We start from the raw sequence: 13,235 nt of genomic DNA, 5'->3' as shown, positions 1-13,235 counted from the left end.
CTGAATTTCAATGTACCCAATGACGTCGAGCGCGCAAGGCAAGGCCAGCAAACCACCAAACGGCAGGACCGGCGGCAAGGCGGATGCCGGCGCGAAGAAGGCCCCCGCCGCGCGCGCCGGCGGGCGGCGCATCCAGGTGCGGCGCAGCGGGGTCCACGGCAAGGGCGTCTTCGCGCTGCAGCCCATCCGGCGCGGCGAGCTGGTCATCGAGTACACCGGCGAGGTCATCAGCTGGCCGGAGGCGCTGCGCCGCCATCCGCACGACCCGTCGCAGCCCGACCACACCTTCTACTTCCACATCGACGACGACCGTGTGATCGACGGCGCGGTGCACGGCAACGCGGCCAAGTGGATCAACCACGCCTGCGCACCCAACTGCGAGGCCGACGAGGTCGACGGGCGCGTCTTCATCAAGGCCCTGCGCGACCTGAAGCCCGGCGAGGAGCTGTTCTACGACTACCGCCTGGTGATCGACGAACGCTACACGCCCAAGTTGAAGAAGCAGTTCGCCTGCCTGTGCGGCGCCAAGACCTGCCGCGGCACCATGCTGGCGCCGAAGCGCTGAGGACATGTTGACCCCCGGTCGTCTGGCGACCGCCCCCGCGGGGGCTCCGAACCCGACCGGGGGACCCGGATCGGCTTCGGCGCGGTCACCACCACCGTTGCCCCTGGTCGCCGTTGGCGACCGGTTTCCACGGGGTTGGGATGACGGGGCTTCGCTGGGACGCGGAAGGGCTGTGGCTCGGCCTGAAGCCGCTGCTGCCGTCGCTCAGCGTCGAGGTGGTGGCGCAGTGCCCGTCGACCAACACCGAGCTGCTGGACCGCGCGCGCCGCCAGCCGGGGCGCCGCGCCGACGACTTCGATCCCTGCCTGCTGGTGGCCGAGCAGCAGACCCTCGGCCGCGGCCGGCTGGGCCGCGAGTGGAAGTCGGCGGCCGGCGCGTCGCTGACCTTCTCGCTGTCGCTGCCGCTATCGCCGCGCGACTGGTCGGGCCTGTCGCTGGCGGTCGGACTGGCCCTCGCCGAGGCGCTGGATCAAGCCCAGGACGCGCCGCCGCGGCTGTGGCTCAAGTGGCCGAACGACCTGTGGCTGCTCGACGCGCCGGGCCGCGGCCGCAAGCTGGGCGGCATCCTGATCGAGACCGTGCCGCTGGGCCGGCGCCGGTTGGTCGTCGTCGGCGTCGGCCTGAACGTGCTGCCCGAACGCTTCGACGGACTGACCAGCGGCCTCGCCTGCCTGCAGGAGGTCTGGCCCGACGCCAGCGCGCCGGCCGCGCTGCACCGGCTGGCCGCGCCGCTGGTGCGGGCGCTGCTGGCCTTCGAGCGCGAGGGCTTCGCGCCACTGGCCGAGCGCTTCGGCCGCCGCGACCTGCTGCGTGGCCGGCCGGTGCGGCTGCACGCGCCGGGCGCCACCGATCCGGCGCTGGACGGCGTGGCCGACGGCGTGGGCGCCGACGCGGCGTTGTGCCTGCGGCAGGCCGACGGCACCGTTCAGCGCGTGGTCAGCGGCGAGGTCAGCGTGCGGCTGGTGCCGGACGACGAGGCGGTCGGCGGGGGGCGCGCATGCTGAGGCGCGTCGCCGTGGTGCTGGTGGTGGCCAACCTGGCGGTGCTGGCCTGGGGCCGCGGCGCGCTGGCGCCCTGGTGGCCGGCGCCGGGCGAGGGCGACCGCGAACCCGAGCGGCTGCAGCGCCAGCAGCGGCCGGACGCGGTGCGGGTGCTGTCCACCGGGGCCCGGTCGGCCGCGGCGCCGGCCAGCGCGGACCGCGGCGGCCTGCTCGCCTCGGCCGACCGGGCCTGCCTGCAGAGCCGGGCGCTGACCGGCGCCGAGGCGACGGCGCTGCGCGCCAGCCTGGCCGGCGTGGCGCCGGACCTGCGCGAGGTGGCGCTCGGCCCGCGCGGCGGCGTCTGGACGCTGTACATGGGGCCTTACGCCAGCGACGAGCAGCTCAACCTGAAGCGCGAGCAGCTGCGGCGCATCCGCCTCGAGGCCGAGGTGCTGCGCCAGGGCCCGGAGGCCGGCACCGCCCTGGTCATCGGCCGCTACGACGAGCGCGACCAGGCCGAGGCCGCGCTGGCCCAGCTGTCGCAGCGCGGCTTGCGCACCGCGCGGGTGGTGGCGCTGCGGCCGCCGCAGCCGGCGTGGCAGTGGCGCGTGGAGGCGGCCGATGCGGCCTTGCGCGAGCGGCTCGCCGCGGTGGCGCAGGCCGACTTCCAGCCCTGCCCGGGCGGCGCCGGCACGCTGGCCGCACCCGCCGGCGGCGAGGCCGCGCCCGCGACCACCACCACCGCAGCGCGTTGAGCGCGCCCGGTGCGCCCGGCGGCCGTGTCAGCTGGCGCGGCGCCGCCGCGCCAGCAGCGCCACCGCGCCGGCCAGCCCCGCCAGCCAGGGCCAGGACAGGGCGCCGCCGCCGCCGTCGCCCGTGCTCCCGCCGGCCACCGTCAGCCGAACGTCGGTCGCGTTGACGACGCCGTCGCTGTCCGTCACGGACAGCCGCACGACCGCGGTGCCGCCGGCGGTGAGCTGCAGCGTGGTCACCGCCTCGTTGGTGTTGCTCAGCTGGCCCAGCGCTGCGCCCTGCACCAGCGTCCAACGGTAGCCGCTGATCGGCAGTCCGCCGCCGCCCTGGCTTCCGACGGCGCTCAGCGTCACGGTCTCGCCGACCGCGGGGGTCAGGCTCGACGCGGTGGCGACGACGGTGGGCACGTTCGACGGGGAGGTCACCGGCGCGCCGAGGGCGGCGGCACTCTGCACCGCGGCGGCGCTGTCCAGCATGCCGGCGCCACAGGTGGACGTGGTGCAGTAGCACTCCAGCTGGTTGATGCCGTTGGGTGCCTGGCAGGCCGTCACCGAGGGGCTCTCGGCGCCGTCCGTCGGGAAGGGCCGGGCGGTCTGCCGCAGGATCTGCAGCACCGTGTCGGGCCCGAGGCCCGGCCGCACCGCCAGCATCAGCGCCGCGGTGCCCGCGACCAGCGGCGAGGAGAAGCTGGTGCCCACCGAGAAGTTGAAGCCGTCCGTGTAGGTCGCGCTGCCGGGCGCGGTGGCGCCGGTGTTGTCGGTCGTCACCAGCGTGTAGACGCAGGCGCCGGTCTCGTTGACGCAGTTGCCGCCCGGCGCGCTGATCGCGATCTGCGAACCCACGTCCGAAAAGCCGACCTTGGTGCCGCTGTGGCGCAGGCCGCCGACCGCCACCACGCCGGCGCAGTTGGCCGGCACGCCCACCGCACGGCCCACGCTGTTGCCGGCGGCGGCCACGATCACCTTGCCCGCCTGCCGGATCTCCGCGATGGCGTTGACGTAGGGCGTGGAGCAGCTGCCACTGCCGCCCAGGCTCATGTTCAGGACGGACGCCGGCGTCGGGTTGACCGGCAGCCCCGGCACGGCCAGGCCGGCCGCCCAGCGCATGCCGGCAATGATGTCCGAGTCGTAGCCGAAGCACTTGCCCAGCACCCGCACCGGCTGCACCCGGGTGCGCCAGCCGGTGCCGGCCATGCCCACGCCGTTGTCGGTGGCCGCGGCCACCAGACCCGAGACCATCGTGCCGTGCCACGAGCTGCGCGTGTCGCATTCGTAGAAGTCGCTGGCGGGGTTGTTCGATTCCGCCTGGGTCACCGCATCCCCGGGGTCGCTGGCGTCGGCGTCCGCGCCGTCGCCGTCGTTGGCCACCGCCACGTCGTGGACCAGGTCGTACCCCGGCAGCAGCTTGCCCTGGAGGTCGGGGTGGTCGGGCCGCACGCCGGTGTCGAGCACGGCGACGATGACGCTCGGGCTGCCGATGCTGGTGTCCCAGGCGCCGACCGCGTTGATCGCGGAGCGCGCGGTGGCATTCGGCGCCCGCAGGTACCACTGGCCGACGGCGGGGCTGGGCGCGCTGAGGAACAGCGGATCGTTGGGCACCCGCAGCGCACGCCGGCGCTGGTCCGCCACCGCGTACTCGACGTCCGGGTCGGCCGCCAGCCGGCGGAGCAGGTCGGCGGTGGCCAGGCCCTCGGCCTGCAGCACCTGCGTGCGCGCGTCGAGCGCACGGCCGCCAGCCAGGCGCAGGCCGTGGCGCTGGGCCAGGGTCTGCGCCCGCTGCGCCAGCACCTGCGCCACCGCCGCGGTGCCGGCGCGCTCGGTGGCGGCCGACAGCACGTGGCGCTGGGTCAGCTCGGCGTTGTCGCGGAACTTCACGATCACGCGGGCCTCGCCGGCCGGCTGGGCGCCGGCCGATCCGGCGGCGGCGAGCAGCAGGGCGGTGAGCAGGGCGGGCAGGCGCCGCAGCGGCGAGCGGTGGGACGTCATGGGTGCGAGGTCCGCCAAAGCGGTCTGGGGGTCAGCGCGCGCTCGCGCGGTCGGGCGACGGAGGCCGTCGCCGGGTGGTGTCGGGCAGCACGTCGAGCGCCAGTCCGCGGTCCGCGGCCAGCCGGTCGAGCGCCTGTCGGCAGGCGGCATCGCCGTCGGCCTGCAAGCTCAACGCGAACCAGCGCGGCCCGATGACCGCCACGCCGCCGCGGGCGACCGAGGCGCCGCTGGCCGTCGCCACGCGGCCGGCCAGCGCGGCGGTGTCCGGCCAGTCGGCGGCGGTGCGGACCTGCACCCGGCAGCCGGGGCCGGCGCGGTCGTCGTCGGCGCTGGCGCAGGCGCAGGCGGCCAGCCCCACGCCGAAGGCGAGGACCAGCGAGGCGAGCACCGGCGGGCGCGGGGAGGGGAGGCATGGCGGGCGAGTGTAGAAGCGGCGGCTGTCGCCGGGCCTTCGGTCGGACTCCGGCAAAACACGGGCCGTCGGCGGTGTCCAGATGTGAAGAAGGACCGCCGTGGCGGTCCTTCTTCATCCGGCAAACACCCGAGGGGCTCCCATCACTTGGCGATGACGCGGGCCATCTCCAGGCACTTGTTGGAGTAGCCCCATTCGTTGTCGTACCAGCTGACGATCTTGACGAAGGTCTTGTCCAGCGCGATGCCGGCGTCGGCGTCGAAGATCGAGGTGCGGGCGTCGCCGCGGAAGTCGGTGGCCACCACCTTGTCCTCGGTGTAGCCGAGGATGCCCTTCAGCGCGCCCTCGCTCTGCGCCTTCATCTCGGCCTTGATCTCGTCGTAGCTGGCTTCCTTCACCAGCTCGGCGGTCAGGTCGACCACCGACACGTCGGAGGTCGGCACGCGGAAGCTCATGCCGGTGAGCTTCTTGTTCAGTTCGGGAATGACCACGCCGACGGCCTTGGCCGCGCCGGTGGACGACGGGATGATGTTCTCAAGGATGCCGCGGCCGCCGCGCCAGTCCTTGTTGCTCGGGCCGTCCACCGTCTTCTGGGTGGCGGTGGCCGCGTGCACCGTGGTCATCAGACCGCGCTTGATGCCCCACTTGTCGTTCAGCACCTTGGCGATCGGCGCCAGGCAGTTGGTGGTGCACGACGCGTTGGAGATCACGTCCTGGCCGGCGTAGGTCTTGTCGTTGACGCCGTAGACGAACATCGGCGTGTCGTCCTTCGACGGCGCGGAGATGATCACCTTCTTGGCACCGGCCGCCAGGTGCTTGCTGGCGGTGGCCTTGTCGAGGAACAGGCCGGTGGACTCGATCACCACGGTGGCGCCGACCTCGTTCCACTTCAGGTTCGCGGGGTCGCGTTCCTGCGTCAGGCGGATCTTCTTGCCGTTGACGATCAGCGTGTTGCCGTCGACCGCGATGGTGCCCTTGAAGCGGCCGTGCACGCTGTCGTACTGCAGCATGTAGGCCAGGTAGTCGGGCTCCAGCAGGTCGTTGATGCCGACGATCTCGACGTCGGGGAAGTTCTGCACGGCCGAGCGCAGCACGTTGCGGCCGATGCGGCCGAAGCCGTTGATACCGATCTTCAGGGTCATCTGGACTCTCCAGCAGGTTGAAATTCGTTCGTCGCCGGCCTCAGCGCTTGCGGCCCGATGTCCGTTTCAGCGCGGCCTCAACGGTGGCGGCCACGTTCTCGGCGGTGAAGCCGAAATGCTTGAACAGCACGTTGGCGGGCGCCGATTCTCCGTAGGTGTCGATGCCGACGACCGCGGCGCAGCCGTACTTCCACCAGAAATCCGTCACGCCGGCCTCGACCGCGATGCGCGGCAGGCCGTCCGGCAGCACCCGGCGCTTGTAGGCCACGTCCTGGCGGTCGAAGACGGTGGTCGAGGGCATGGACACCACGCGCACCGGGATCCGGCGGGCCGCCAGCAATTGCTGTGCGTGCAGCGCCAGCTGCACCTCCGAACCGGTGGCGATGATCACCGCCTGCGGCTTGCCCTTCAGGCCGACCTCGCTCGGTTCGGCCAGCACGTAGGCGCCCTTGCTGATCTCGTCGAGCCCGCTCTTGGGCGCATACGGCAGGTTCTGCCGCGACAGCAGCAGGGCGGTCGGCCGCTCGCGGTTGCCGATGGCCATGGTCCAGGCGATCACCGTCTCGGCGGTGTCGGCCGGGCGCCAGACGTCGAGGCCGGGGATGAGGCGCAGGCTGGCCGCGTGCTCGACCGACTGGTGCGTCGGCCCGTCCTCGCCCAGGCCGATCGAGTCGTGGGTGAAGACGTGGATCACCCGGATCTTCATCAGCGCCGCCATGCGGATGGCGTTGCGGCTGTAGTCGCTGAAGGTGAGGAAGGTGCCGGCGTACGGGATGTAGCCGCCGTGCAGCGCGATGCCGTTGAGGATGGCCGCCATGCCGAACTCGCGCACGCCGTAGTTGATGTGGCGGCCGGCGTTGGGCGCGCCGCTGGCGTCGTCGAAGCGCAACGGCGGCGTCGAGCTGGTGTTGGTGAGGTTGGAGCCGGTCAGGTCGGCCGAGCCGCCGAGCAGTTCCGGCAGCACGCGGGTGAAGGCCTCCAGCGCCAGCTGGCTGGCCTTGCGGCTGGCCACCGTCTCGGCCTTCTCGTGCGCGGCCACGGCGGCATCCACCGCGTGCTGGGCGAAGGTGGGCGGCAGCTCGCCGCGGATGCGGCGCAGGTACTCGGCGGCCTGCTCCGGGAAGGCGGCCTTGTAGGCGGCGAAGCGCTCGTTCCACGCCGTCTCGGCGGCCTCGCCCTCGGCCTTCGCATCCCACGCCTCGTAGGCCGGCTCCGGGATGACGAAGGGCTCGTGCGACCAGGCCAGCGCCTGGCGGGTCAGCGCGATCTCCTCGGCGCCCAGCGCCTCGCCGTGCGCCTTGGCCGTGCCGCCCCGGTTGGGCGAGCCCTTGCCGATGGTGGTCTTGCAGACGATGAGCGTCGGCTTGTCGGCGCTCTGCTTGGCCTTGGCGATGGCGGCGTCCACCGCCTCGACGTCGTGACCGTCCACCGGGCCGATGACGTTCCACTGGTAGGCCTGGAAGCGCAGGGCCACGTCGTCGACGTACCAGGGGGTGACCTGGCCATCGATGGAGATGCCGTTGTCGTCGTACAGCGCGATCAGCTTGTTCAGCTTCCAGGCGCCGGCCAGCGCGCAGGCCTCGTGGCTGATGCCTTCCATCAGGCAGCCGTCGCCGAGGAAGGCGTAGGTGTGGTGGTCCACCAGGGTGTGGCCGTCGCGGTTGAACTCGGCGGCGAGCAGCTTTTCCGCCAGCGCCATGCCCACCGCGTTGGTGATGCCCTGGCCCAAGGGGCCGGTGGTGGTCTCCACGCCCGGCGTGATGCCCACTTCCGGATGGCCCGGCGTGCGGCTGTGCAGCTGGCGGAACTGCCGCAGGTCGGCCAGCGTGAGGTCGTAGCCGGTCAGGTGCAGCAGCGAGTAGATGAGCATCGAGCCATGGCCGTTGCTCAGCACGAAGCGGTCGCGGTCCGGCCACTGCGGGTTGGCCGGGTTGTGCTTCAGGTGCCGGTTCCACAGCGCTACGGCCATCTCGGCCATGCCCATCGGCGCGCCCGGGTGGCCGGAGTTGGCCTGCTGCACCGCGTCCATCGTGAGCACGCGGATGGCGTTGGCCCTCAGGGTGTCGTCCGCGGAGGTGTCGGGGGAGGAAGAGGGCATGGAACGGCGCCGGGTTCGGGGGAACCCCGAATTCTAGGCGGCGGGCCGTGCGCCTTCAGGGGGCCCGGCGCCGCTCCTACACTGACCCGATGATCCTGAAGGCGCTGATCCTGGCGGCCGGGCGCGGCGAGCGCATGCGGCCGCTGACCGACACCTGCCCCAAGCCGCTGCTGCCCGTGCGCGGGCGGCCGCTGATCGAATGGCACCTGCAGGCGCTGGCCGCGGCCGGCGTGCGCGAGGTGGTGGTCAACACCGCCTGGCTGGAGGACCGGTTCCCGGCGGTGCTGGGCGACGGCGCGCGCTGGGGCCTGGCCATCCGCTACTCGATGGAAGGCCGCGACCACGGCGGCGCGCTGGAGACCGCCGGCGGCATCGCCAAGGCGCTGCCCTGGCTGGCGCCCGGCGGCGACGAGCCCTTCTGGCTGGTCTCGGGCGACATCTTCGCGCCGCACTTCCGCTTCGCCGCGGCGGACGCGGCCGCCTTCGCGGCCGGCGACGACGACGCCCTGCTCTGGGTGGTGCCCAACCCGTCGTTCAAGGCCGACGGCGACTTCGCGCTGGACCCGTGGGGGCGGCTGTCCCGGCCTGGCGACCGCCCCCTGCGCTCGGTGACCTACGCCAACCTGGCGCTGGTCCGGCCGCGGCTGGTGGCGTCGGTGGTGCCGGGCACCGCCGCGCCGCTCGGGCCGCTGCTGTTCGACAGCGCCGCCGACGGCCGGCTCGCCGGGCGGCGGCTCGACGGCCCGTGGGAGAACGTCGGCACGCCGGCGCAGCTGGCGGCACTGCAGGCGGGCGCCGACGGCTGAGGGGCGCTCAGAGCCGGATCGGCCGTCCCGCCAGCCACCCGGCCACCGCCTGCGCCACCGCCAGCGCGCACATCAGCCACAGCGCCGACTGCCAGTGCCCGGTGGCGTCGTGCAGCAGGCCGGTCACCACCGGGCCGAGGGCGGTGACGCCGTAACCCACCGACTGCGCCATGCCCGACAGCGCCGCCGCCTGCAGCGGGTCGCGCGAGCGCAGGCCGAACAGCGCCATCGCCACCGCCAGCGAGCCGCCGGAACCCAGCCCCTGCACGATCAGCCAGGCCAACCCCTGCGGCGCCGCCAGCAGCCCCGCGTTGCCGACCAGGATGAGCAGCGCGCAGGCCACCGCATGCGGCCGCTGGTCGACCGCCCGGCCCGCGAGCAGCGGCGCCGCCACGCTGCCCGCGAGGCCGGCCACCTGGTAGACGAAGGCCCGCTGGCCGGCCGCCACCGCGTCGAGGCCGGCGTCGCGCAGCAGCGTGGGCAGCCAGGCCACCATGACGTAGTAGGCCAGCGACTGCAGGCCCATGAAGGCCGTCACCTGCCAGGCCAGCGGCGACCGCCAGACCGTGCGGGTCCGGACCGTCGACGCCGGCGCGACCGCCGGCGGCGGGCCGCCCGTCCGCCGTGTGGCCCACCACAACGCGCCGAGCAGCGCGGGCACCGCCCAGATCGCCATCGCCAGGCGCCAGCCCAGGGCCTGCGCCAGCGGCACCGCCAGGCCCACGCCCACCGCCGCCGTGCCCGCCATGGTGGTGACGAAGACCGAGGTCATGACGCCGATGCGCGCCGGGAAGTCTCGCCGCACCAGGGCCGGCAGCAGCACGTTGCCCACGGCGATGGCCGAGCCGAGCAGCGCCGAGCCGGCGAACAGCGGCACCGACCCGGGCAGCGACCGCAGCACGATGCCCGCCGCGAGCAAGGCCAGCGCGGCGGCCAGCGTGCGCTCCAGGCCCAGCCGCCGGGCCATCGCGGGGGCGAGCGGGGAGACCAGCGCGAAGGCCAGCAGCGGCATCGTCACCAGGAGCCCGAGCACGCCGATGGCCAGGCCGGTGTCGGCGTGCAGTTCCTTCAGCAACGGGCCCACGCCCATCAGCGCGGCGCGCAGGTTCACCGCCACCAGCAGCACGCCCAGCACGGCGGCGGGGGCGAGCCTTGGCAGGGCGGAACCCGCGGCGGTGGGCGAAGCGGACATCGGGGCGACGGGGCGGTGGAAGGGGGCGGGATGATAGGCGCTGCCTGCGCACTGGTTCAGCACACGGCCACACCTGGGGACCGCTCCGGCGGGCCAATAATCGGCCGGCCGCGGGCGCCATTCGTGCCCCGGCCCCGGGCATGACCCCCTCCTTCCCTCGAACTCGCCATCGTCGGCGCCGGCCCGGTCGGTCTGGCGCTGGCGCTGCAGGCGGCGCGCCGGCTGCCGCAGGCGCGCATCACCGTCTTCGACGCCCGCCCGCTGGACCGCGACGTGTCCACCGACCCGCGCACGCTGGCGCTGTCGCTGGGCAGCGTGCAGCTGCTGCGGCAGCTCGACGCTTTCGACGGCCGCGGGCTGCAGCCGATCACCGAGGTGCACGTCTCGCAGGCCCCGCCCGGGCTGCGCACGCCGCTGGGCGAGCCGGTGGTGGTGCTGCGCGCCGCCGACGAAGGCGTGTCGCAGCTGGGGGCCGTGCTGAGCTACGGCGCGGTGGTGGCGCCGCTGCAGCGCGCCTGGCTGGCGCAGGCGGCCGCGCACCCCGGGCGGCTCGCCACCCGCTTCGGCCAGTCAGTGAGCGGCTTCGCGCCCATGGAGGGTGGCGTGCGCGTCGACGAGGCCGGCGACGAGCGCTTCGACCTGGCCGTCGTCGCCGAAGGTGGGGTCTTCGCCCAGCAGGCGTCGAAGGGGTTGCGCCATTCGTACCACCAGACCGCCTGGGTCGGCCAGGTGCGGCGCGAGGGCGGCACGGCCGGCGAGGGCACGGCCTTCGAGCGCTTCACCCGCCAGGGCCCGGTCGCCCTGCTGCCGTTGTCGCCCGATGGCCGGCCCGGCCACCGCGCGGCGCTGGTCTGGTGCGTGCCCGACGCGGACGACCCGGTGCGCGACCTCGACGATGCACAGCGGCTGGCGGTGCTCAACACCCTGCTGCCGCCCGAGGCCGGACGCCTCGTCGAGATCACGCCGCTGAAGGCGTTTCCGCTGGGCCTGAACGCCCAGCCCACGCTGGTCGACGGCCGGGTGGTGCGCATCGGCAACGCGGCGCAGACGCTGCACCCGGTGGCCGGCCAAGGCCTCAACCTGGGACTGCGCGACGCCTTCGCGCTGGTCGACCTGCTGGCCCGGCAGCCGCTGGCGGAGGCGCTGCGCCGCTTCGAATGGCGGCGCGGCCCCGACCGCTGGTCGATGATCCTGGCCACCGATTTCCTGGCCCGCAGCTTCACCTGGCAGGCGCCGGGGCTGGGCACGCTGCGCGGCCTGGGCCTGGCGGCGTTGCAGGCGGCGGGGCCGCTGAAGTCGGCGCTGGCGCGGCAGATGATGTTCGGGCGCCGGTGACATGAAGCCCCCACGCTCACCTTCGTTCGCTGCCCCCGCGGGGGCGATCGGTGGCTTCGGGCGGCCGGGCGCCACTGATGGGCAGCATCCGCGTCGGCATCGGCGGCTGGACCTTCGAGCCGTGGGAGCAGACCTTCTACCCGCCGGGCCTGCCCGCCGCCCAGCACCTGGCGCACGCCAGCCGGCGGGTGACGGCGATCGAGGTCAACGGCACCTTCTACCGCACGCAGAGCCCGTCGAGCTTTCAACGCTGGCACGACGAAACACCGGACGGGTTTGTCTTCAGCGTCAAGGCCAACCGCGCCTGCACCCAGCGCAAGGTGCTGGCCGAGGCCGGCGAGGCGGTGGCCCGCTTCCTGGGCAGCGGCCTCGACCGGCTGGGCGACAAGCTGGGCCCGGTGCTGTGGCAGCTGCCGCCCTACAAGCGCTACGACGAGGCCGACCTCGAGGCCTTCCTCGGCCTGCTGCCGCCGGCGCTGAAGGATCGCCCGCTGCGCCATGTCCTGGAGGTGCGCCACCCCAGCTTCCTGGTGCCGCGTTTCGTGGAGCAGGCGCGGCGCCACGGCGCGGCGGTGGTGGCCACCGACTCGCCGAAGTACCCGCAGCTGGCCGAGCCGACGGCCGGCTTCCTCTACCTGCGGCTGATGCGCAGCGAATCGGCGGTGGAGACCGGCTACCCGGCGCCGCAACTCGACCAATGGGCGGCCTGCGCCCGGGCCTGGGCGGCGGGTCTCGAGCCGGCCGACGTGCCGCGGGTGGCGGGTGTCCCGCCGGCCGAGCCGCGGCCGCGCGACGTCTTCGTGTTCTTCATCGACGGCGCCAAGGAGCGGGCGCCGGCCGCGGCGCAGGCGGTGCTCGATCGCCTGCGCACCGCTGGCTGAGTCGAAGCGATATCTGAAAACCGGCGTTCGATAGACGGTAAGTCTGCTTTTCTTCCAACGAGGCCGGTTCAAAATGCGGATAACGCATGAAGAAACCAGCCCAGTGAACTTCCAACAACTGCGTTCCGTCCGCGAGGCGGTGCGCCAGGGCTTCAACCTGACCACCGTGGCGGAGGCGCTGTCGACCTCGCAGCCCGGCGTGAGCCGCCAGATCCGCGAGCTGGAGGACGAACTCGGCGTCGAGATCTTCGTGCGCGCCGGCAAGCGCCTGACCGGGCTGACCCCGCCCGGCGAGACCATCCTGCCCATCGTCGAGCGCCTGTTGATGGAGGCCGACAACCTGCGCCGGGCCGGCGCCGACTTCGCCTCCGCGGGCCGCGGCCGGCTGACCATCGCGGCCACCCATTCGCAGGCCCGCTACGCACTGCCGACGGCGGTGCGCGACTTCCGCGAGCGCCATCCGGAGGTGGTGCTGCACATGCACCAGGGCACGCCGGAGCAGGTGGCCGAGATGCTGCGCCATGGCGAGGCCGACATCGGCGTCGCCACCGAGGCGCTGGCACGCTACGACGACCTGGTCGCGCTGCCCTGCTACCGCTGGACGCACTCGGTGGTGGTGCCGCCGGGGCACCCGCTGGCCGACGGCAAGCCGTTGACGCTGCAGCGCCTGGCCGAGCACCCCATCGTCACCTACAACGTCGGCTACACCGGCCGCGCCCACATCGACGAGGCCTTCACCCGGGCCGGCCTGCAGCCGCAGGTGGTGCTGACGGCGATGGACGCCGACGTCATCAAGACCTACGTCGAACTGGGGCTCGGCGTCGGCATCGTCGCCTCCATCGCCTACGACGACGAACGCGACCGCCATCTGACCGCGCTGGACGCCCGCCACCTGTTCGCGGTCAACATGACGCGCCTGGCCATCCGCCGCGGCAGCTACCTGCGGCACTACGCCTACGACTTCATCGAGGCCTTCGCGTCGCCGCTGACCAAGCGGGTGGTGGAGCAGGCCCTGGCCGCGGGGGACGGCGACTCGTTCGACATTTGATGTCTGGCCCTCGGTCGGGGCGCCGGCCGAGGGGTCCC

Annotated in this window: 12 protein-coding genes; 7 read left to right on the top strand and 5 right to left on the bottom strand. The window is 73.6% G+C overall.

The window, feature by feature from the left end; translation table 11 throughout:
• Positions 1–19 precede the first annotated feature (19 nt).
• From LRS07_RS00755 to LRS07_RS00745, 3 genes are all read left to right on the top strand, one after another.
• Positions 20–565 carry an SET domain-containing protein gene (locus LRS07_RS00755; RefSeq protein ID WP_260500143.1) on the top strand — a complete coding sequence of 182 codons (546 nt, stop codon included), beginning with the start codon at positions 20–22 and terminating at the stop codon, positions 563–565.
• 140 nt (positions 566–705) lie between these two features.
• Positions 706–1,569, top strand: coding sequence for a biotin--[acetyl-CoA-carboxylase] ligase (locus tag LRS07_RS00750; RefSeq protein ID WP_260500142.1), 864 nt, complete (start codon positions 706–708; stop codon positions 1,567–1,569).
• Positions 1,563–2,300 (top strand): hypothetical protein, encoded by a 738-nt coding sequence (locus LRS07_RS00745; protein WP_260500141.1) that lies wholly within the window; start codon positions 1,563–1,565, stop codon positions 2,298–2,300. Before LRS07_RS00750 ends, LRS07_RS00745 begins: the two co-directional genes overlap by 7 nt.
• 27 nt (positions 2,301–2,327) lie before the next feature.
• Here LRS07_RS00745 and LRS07_RS00735 read toward each other — a convergent pair whose 3' ends face one another.
• From LRS07_RS00735 to tkt, 4 genes are all read right to left on the bottom strand, one after another.
• On the bottom strand, positions 2,328–4,283 hold the full coding sequence (locus LRS07_RS00735) for a S8 family serine peptidase (RefSeq protein WP_312028337.1): 1,956 nt from the start codon (positions 4,281–4,283) through the stop codon (positions 2,328–2,330).
• 31 nt (positions 4,284–4,314) lie between these two features.
• Positions 4,315–4,671, bottom strand: coding sequence for a hypothetical protein (locus tag LRS07_RS00730; RefSeq protein ID WP_260500140.1), 357 nt, complete (start codon positions 4,669–4,671; stop codon positions 4,315–4,317).
• Between the two features lie 167 nt (positions 4,672–4,838).
• Positions 4,839–5,837 carry a type I glyceraldehyde-3-phosphate dehydrogenase gene (gene gap, locus LRS07_RS00725; RefSeq protein WP_260500139.1) on the bottom strand — a complete coding sequence of 333 codons (999 nt, stop codon included), beginning with the start codon at positions 5,835–5,837 and terminating at the stop codon, positions 4,839–4,841.
• A 40-nt stretch (positions 5,838–5,877) separates the two neighbouring features.
• On the bottom strand, positions 5,878–7,935 hold the full coding sequence (gene tkt, locus LRS07_RS00720; RefSeq protein ID WP_260500138.1) for a transketolase: 2,058 nt from the start codon (positions 7,933–7,935) through the stop codon (positions 5,878–5,880).
• An 89-nt stretch (positions 7,936–8,024) separates the two neighbouring features.
• Here tkt and LRS07_RS00715 point away from each other — a divergent pair, with 89 nt between their 5' ends.
• Positions 8,025–8,741, top strand: coding sequence for a nucleotidyltransferase family protein (locus tag LRS07_RS00715; protein ID WP_260500137.1), 717 nt, complete (start codon positions 8,025–8,027; stop codon positions 8,739–8,741).
• Positions 8,742–8,748: 7 nt separating this feature from the next.
• Here LRS07_RS00715 and LRS07_RS00710 read toward each other — a convergent pair whose 3' ends face one another.
• A complete protein-coding gene (locus tag LRS07_RS00710; protein ID WP_260500136.1) occupies positions 8,749–9,933 on the bottom strand; it encodes a CynX/NimT family MFS transporter in 1,185 nt (394 codons plus the stop codon).
• A gap of 168 nt (positions 9,934–10,101) precedes the next feature.
• On the opposite strand from LRS07_RS00710, the gene LRS07_RS00705 reads away from it, so the two are divergent.
• The 3 genes from LRS07_RS00705 to LRS07_RS00695 all read left to right on the top strand — a co-directional run bounded on the left by LRS07_RS00705 (position 10,102) and on the right by LRS07_RS00695 (position 13,197).
• Positions 10,102–11,268: an FAD-dependent monooxygenase gene (locus LRS07_RS00705; RefSeq protein ID WP_260501996.1), complete on the top strand. Its 1,167-nt coding sequence runs from the start codon at positions 10,102–10,104 to the stop codon at positions 11,266–11,268.
• 77 nt (positions 11,269–11,345) lie between these two features.
• A complete protein-coding gene (locus LRS07_RS00700) occupies positions 11,346–12,149 on the top strand; it encodes a DUF72 domain-containing protein (RefSeq protein WP_260500135.1) in 804 nt (267 codons plus the stop codon).
• Positions 12,150–12,252: 103 nt separating this feature from the next.
• On the top strand, positions 12,253–13,197 hold the full coding sequence (locus LRS07_RS00695; RefSeq protein ID WP_260500134.1) for a CysB family HTH-type transcriptional regulator: 945 nt from the start codon (positions 12,253–12,255) through the stop codon (positions 13,195–13,197).
• Positions 13,198–13,235: the final 38 nt, after the last annotated feature.

This window comes from Aquabacterium sp. J223 (assembly GCF_024666615.1).
Lineage (GTDB): Bacteria > Pseudomonadota > Gammaproteobacteria > Burkholderiales > Burkholderiaceae_C > J223.
Note: the sequence above shows the minus strand (reverse complement) of the source record. Positions and strands in the feature narration are given on the sequence as shown.

Excerpts from the sequence above, each read along its gene's own strand:
- LRS07_RS00755 (WP_260500143.1), top strand. The coding sequence starts at position 20 with ATGACGTCGAGCGCGCAAGGCAAGGCCAGCAAACCACCAAACGGCAGG.
- LRS07_RS00750 (WP_260500142.1), top strand. The coding sequence starts at position 706 with ATGACGGGGCTTCGCTGGGACGCGGAAGGGCTGTGGCTCGGCCTGAAG.
- LRS07_RS00745 (WP_260500141.1), top strand. The coding sequence starts at position 1,563 with ATGCTGAGGCGCGTCGCCGTGGTGCTGGTGGTGGCCAACCTGGCGGTG.
- LRS07_RS00735 (WP_312028337.1), bottom strand. The coding sequence starts at position 4,283 with ATGACGTCCCACCGCTCGCCGCTGCGGCGCCTGCCCGCCCTGCTCACC.
- gap (WP_260500139.1), bottom strand. The coding sequence starts at position 5,837 with ATGACCCTGAAGATCGGTATCAACGGCTTCGGCCGCATCGGCCGCAAC.
- tkt (WP_260500138.1), bottom strand. The coding sequence starts at position 7,935 with ATGCCCTCTTCCTCCCCCGACACCTCCGCGGACGACACCCTGAGGGCC.
- LRS07_RS00715 (WP_260500137.1), top strand. The coding sequence starts at position 8,025 with ATGATCCTGAAGGCGCTGATCCTGGCGGCCGGGCGCGGCGAGCGCATG.
- LRS07_RS00710 (WP_260500136.1), bottom strand. The coding sequence starts at position 9,933 with ATGTCCGCTTCGCCCACCGCCGCGGGTTCCGCCCTGCCAAGGCTCGCC.
- LRS07_RS00700 (WP_260500135.1), top strand. The coding sequence starts at position 11,346 with ATGGGCAGCATCCGCGTCGGCATCGGCGGCTGGACCTTCGAGCCGTGG.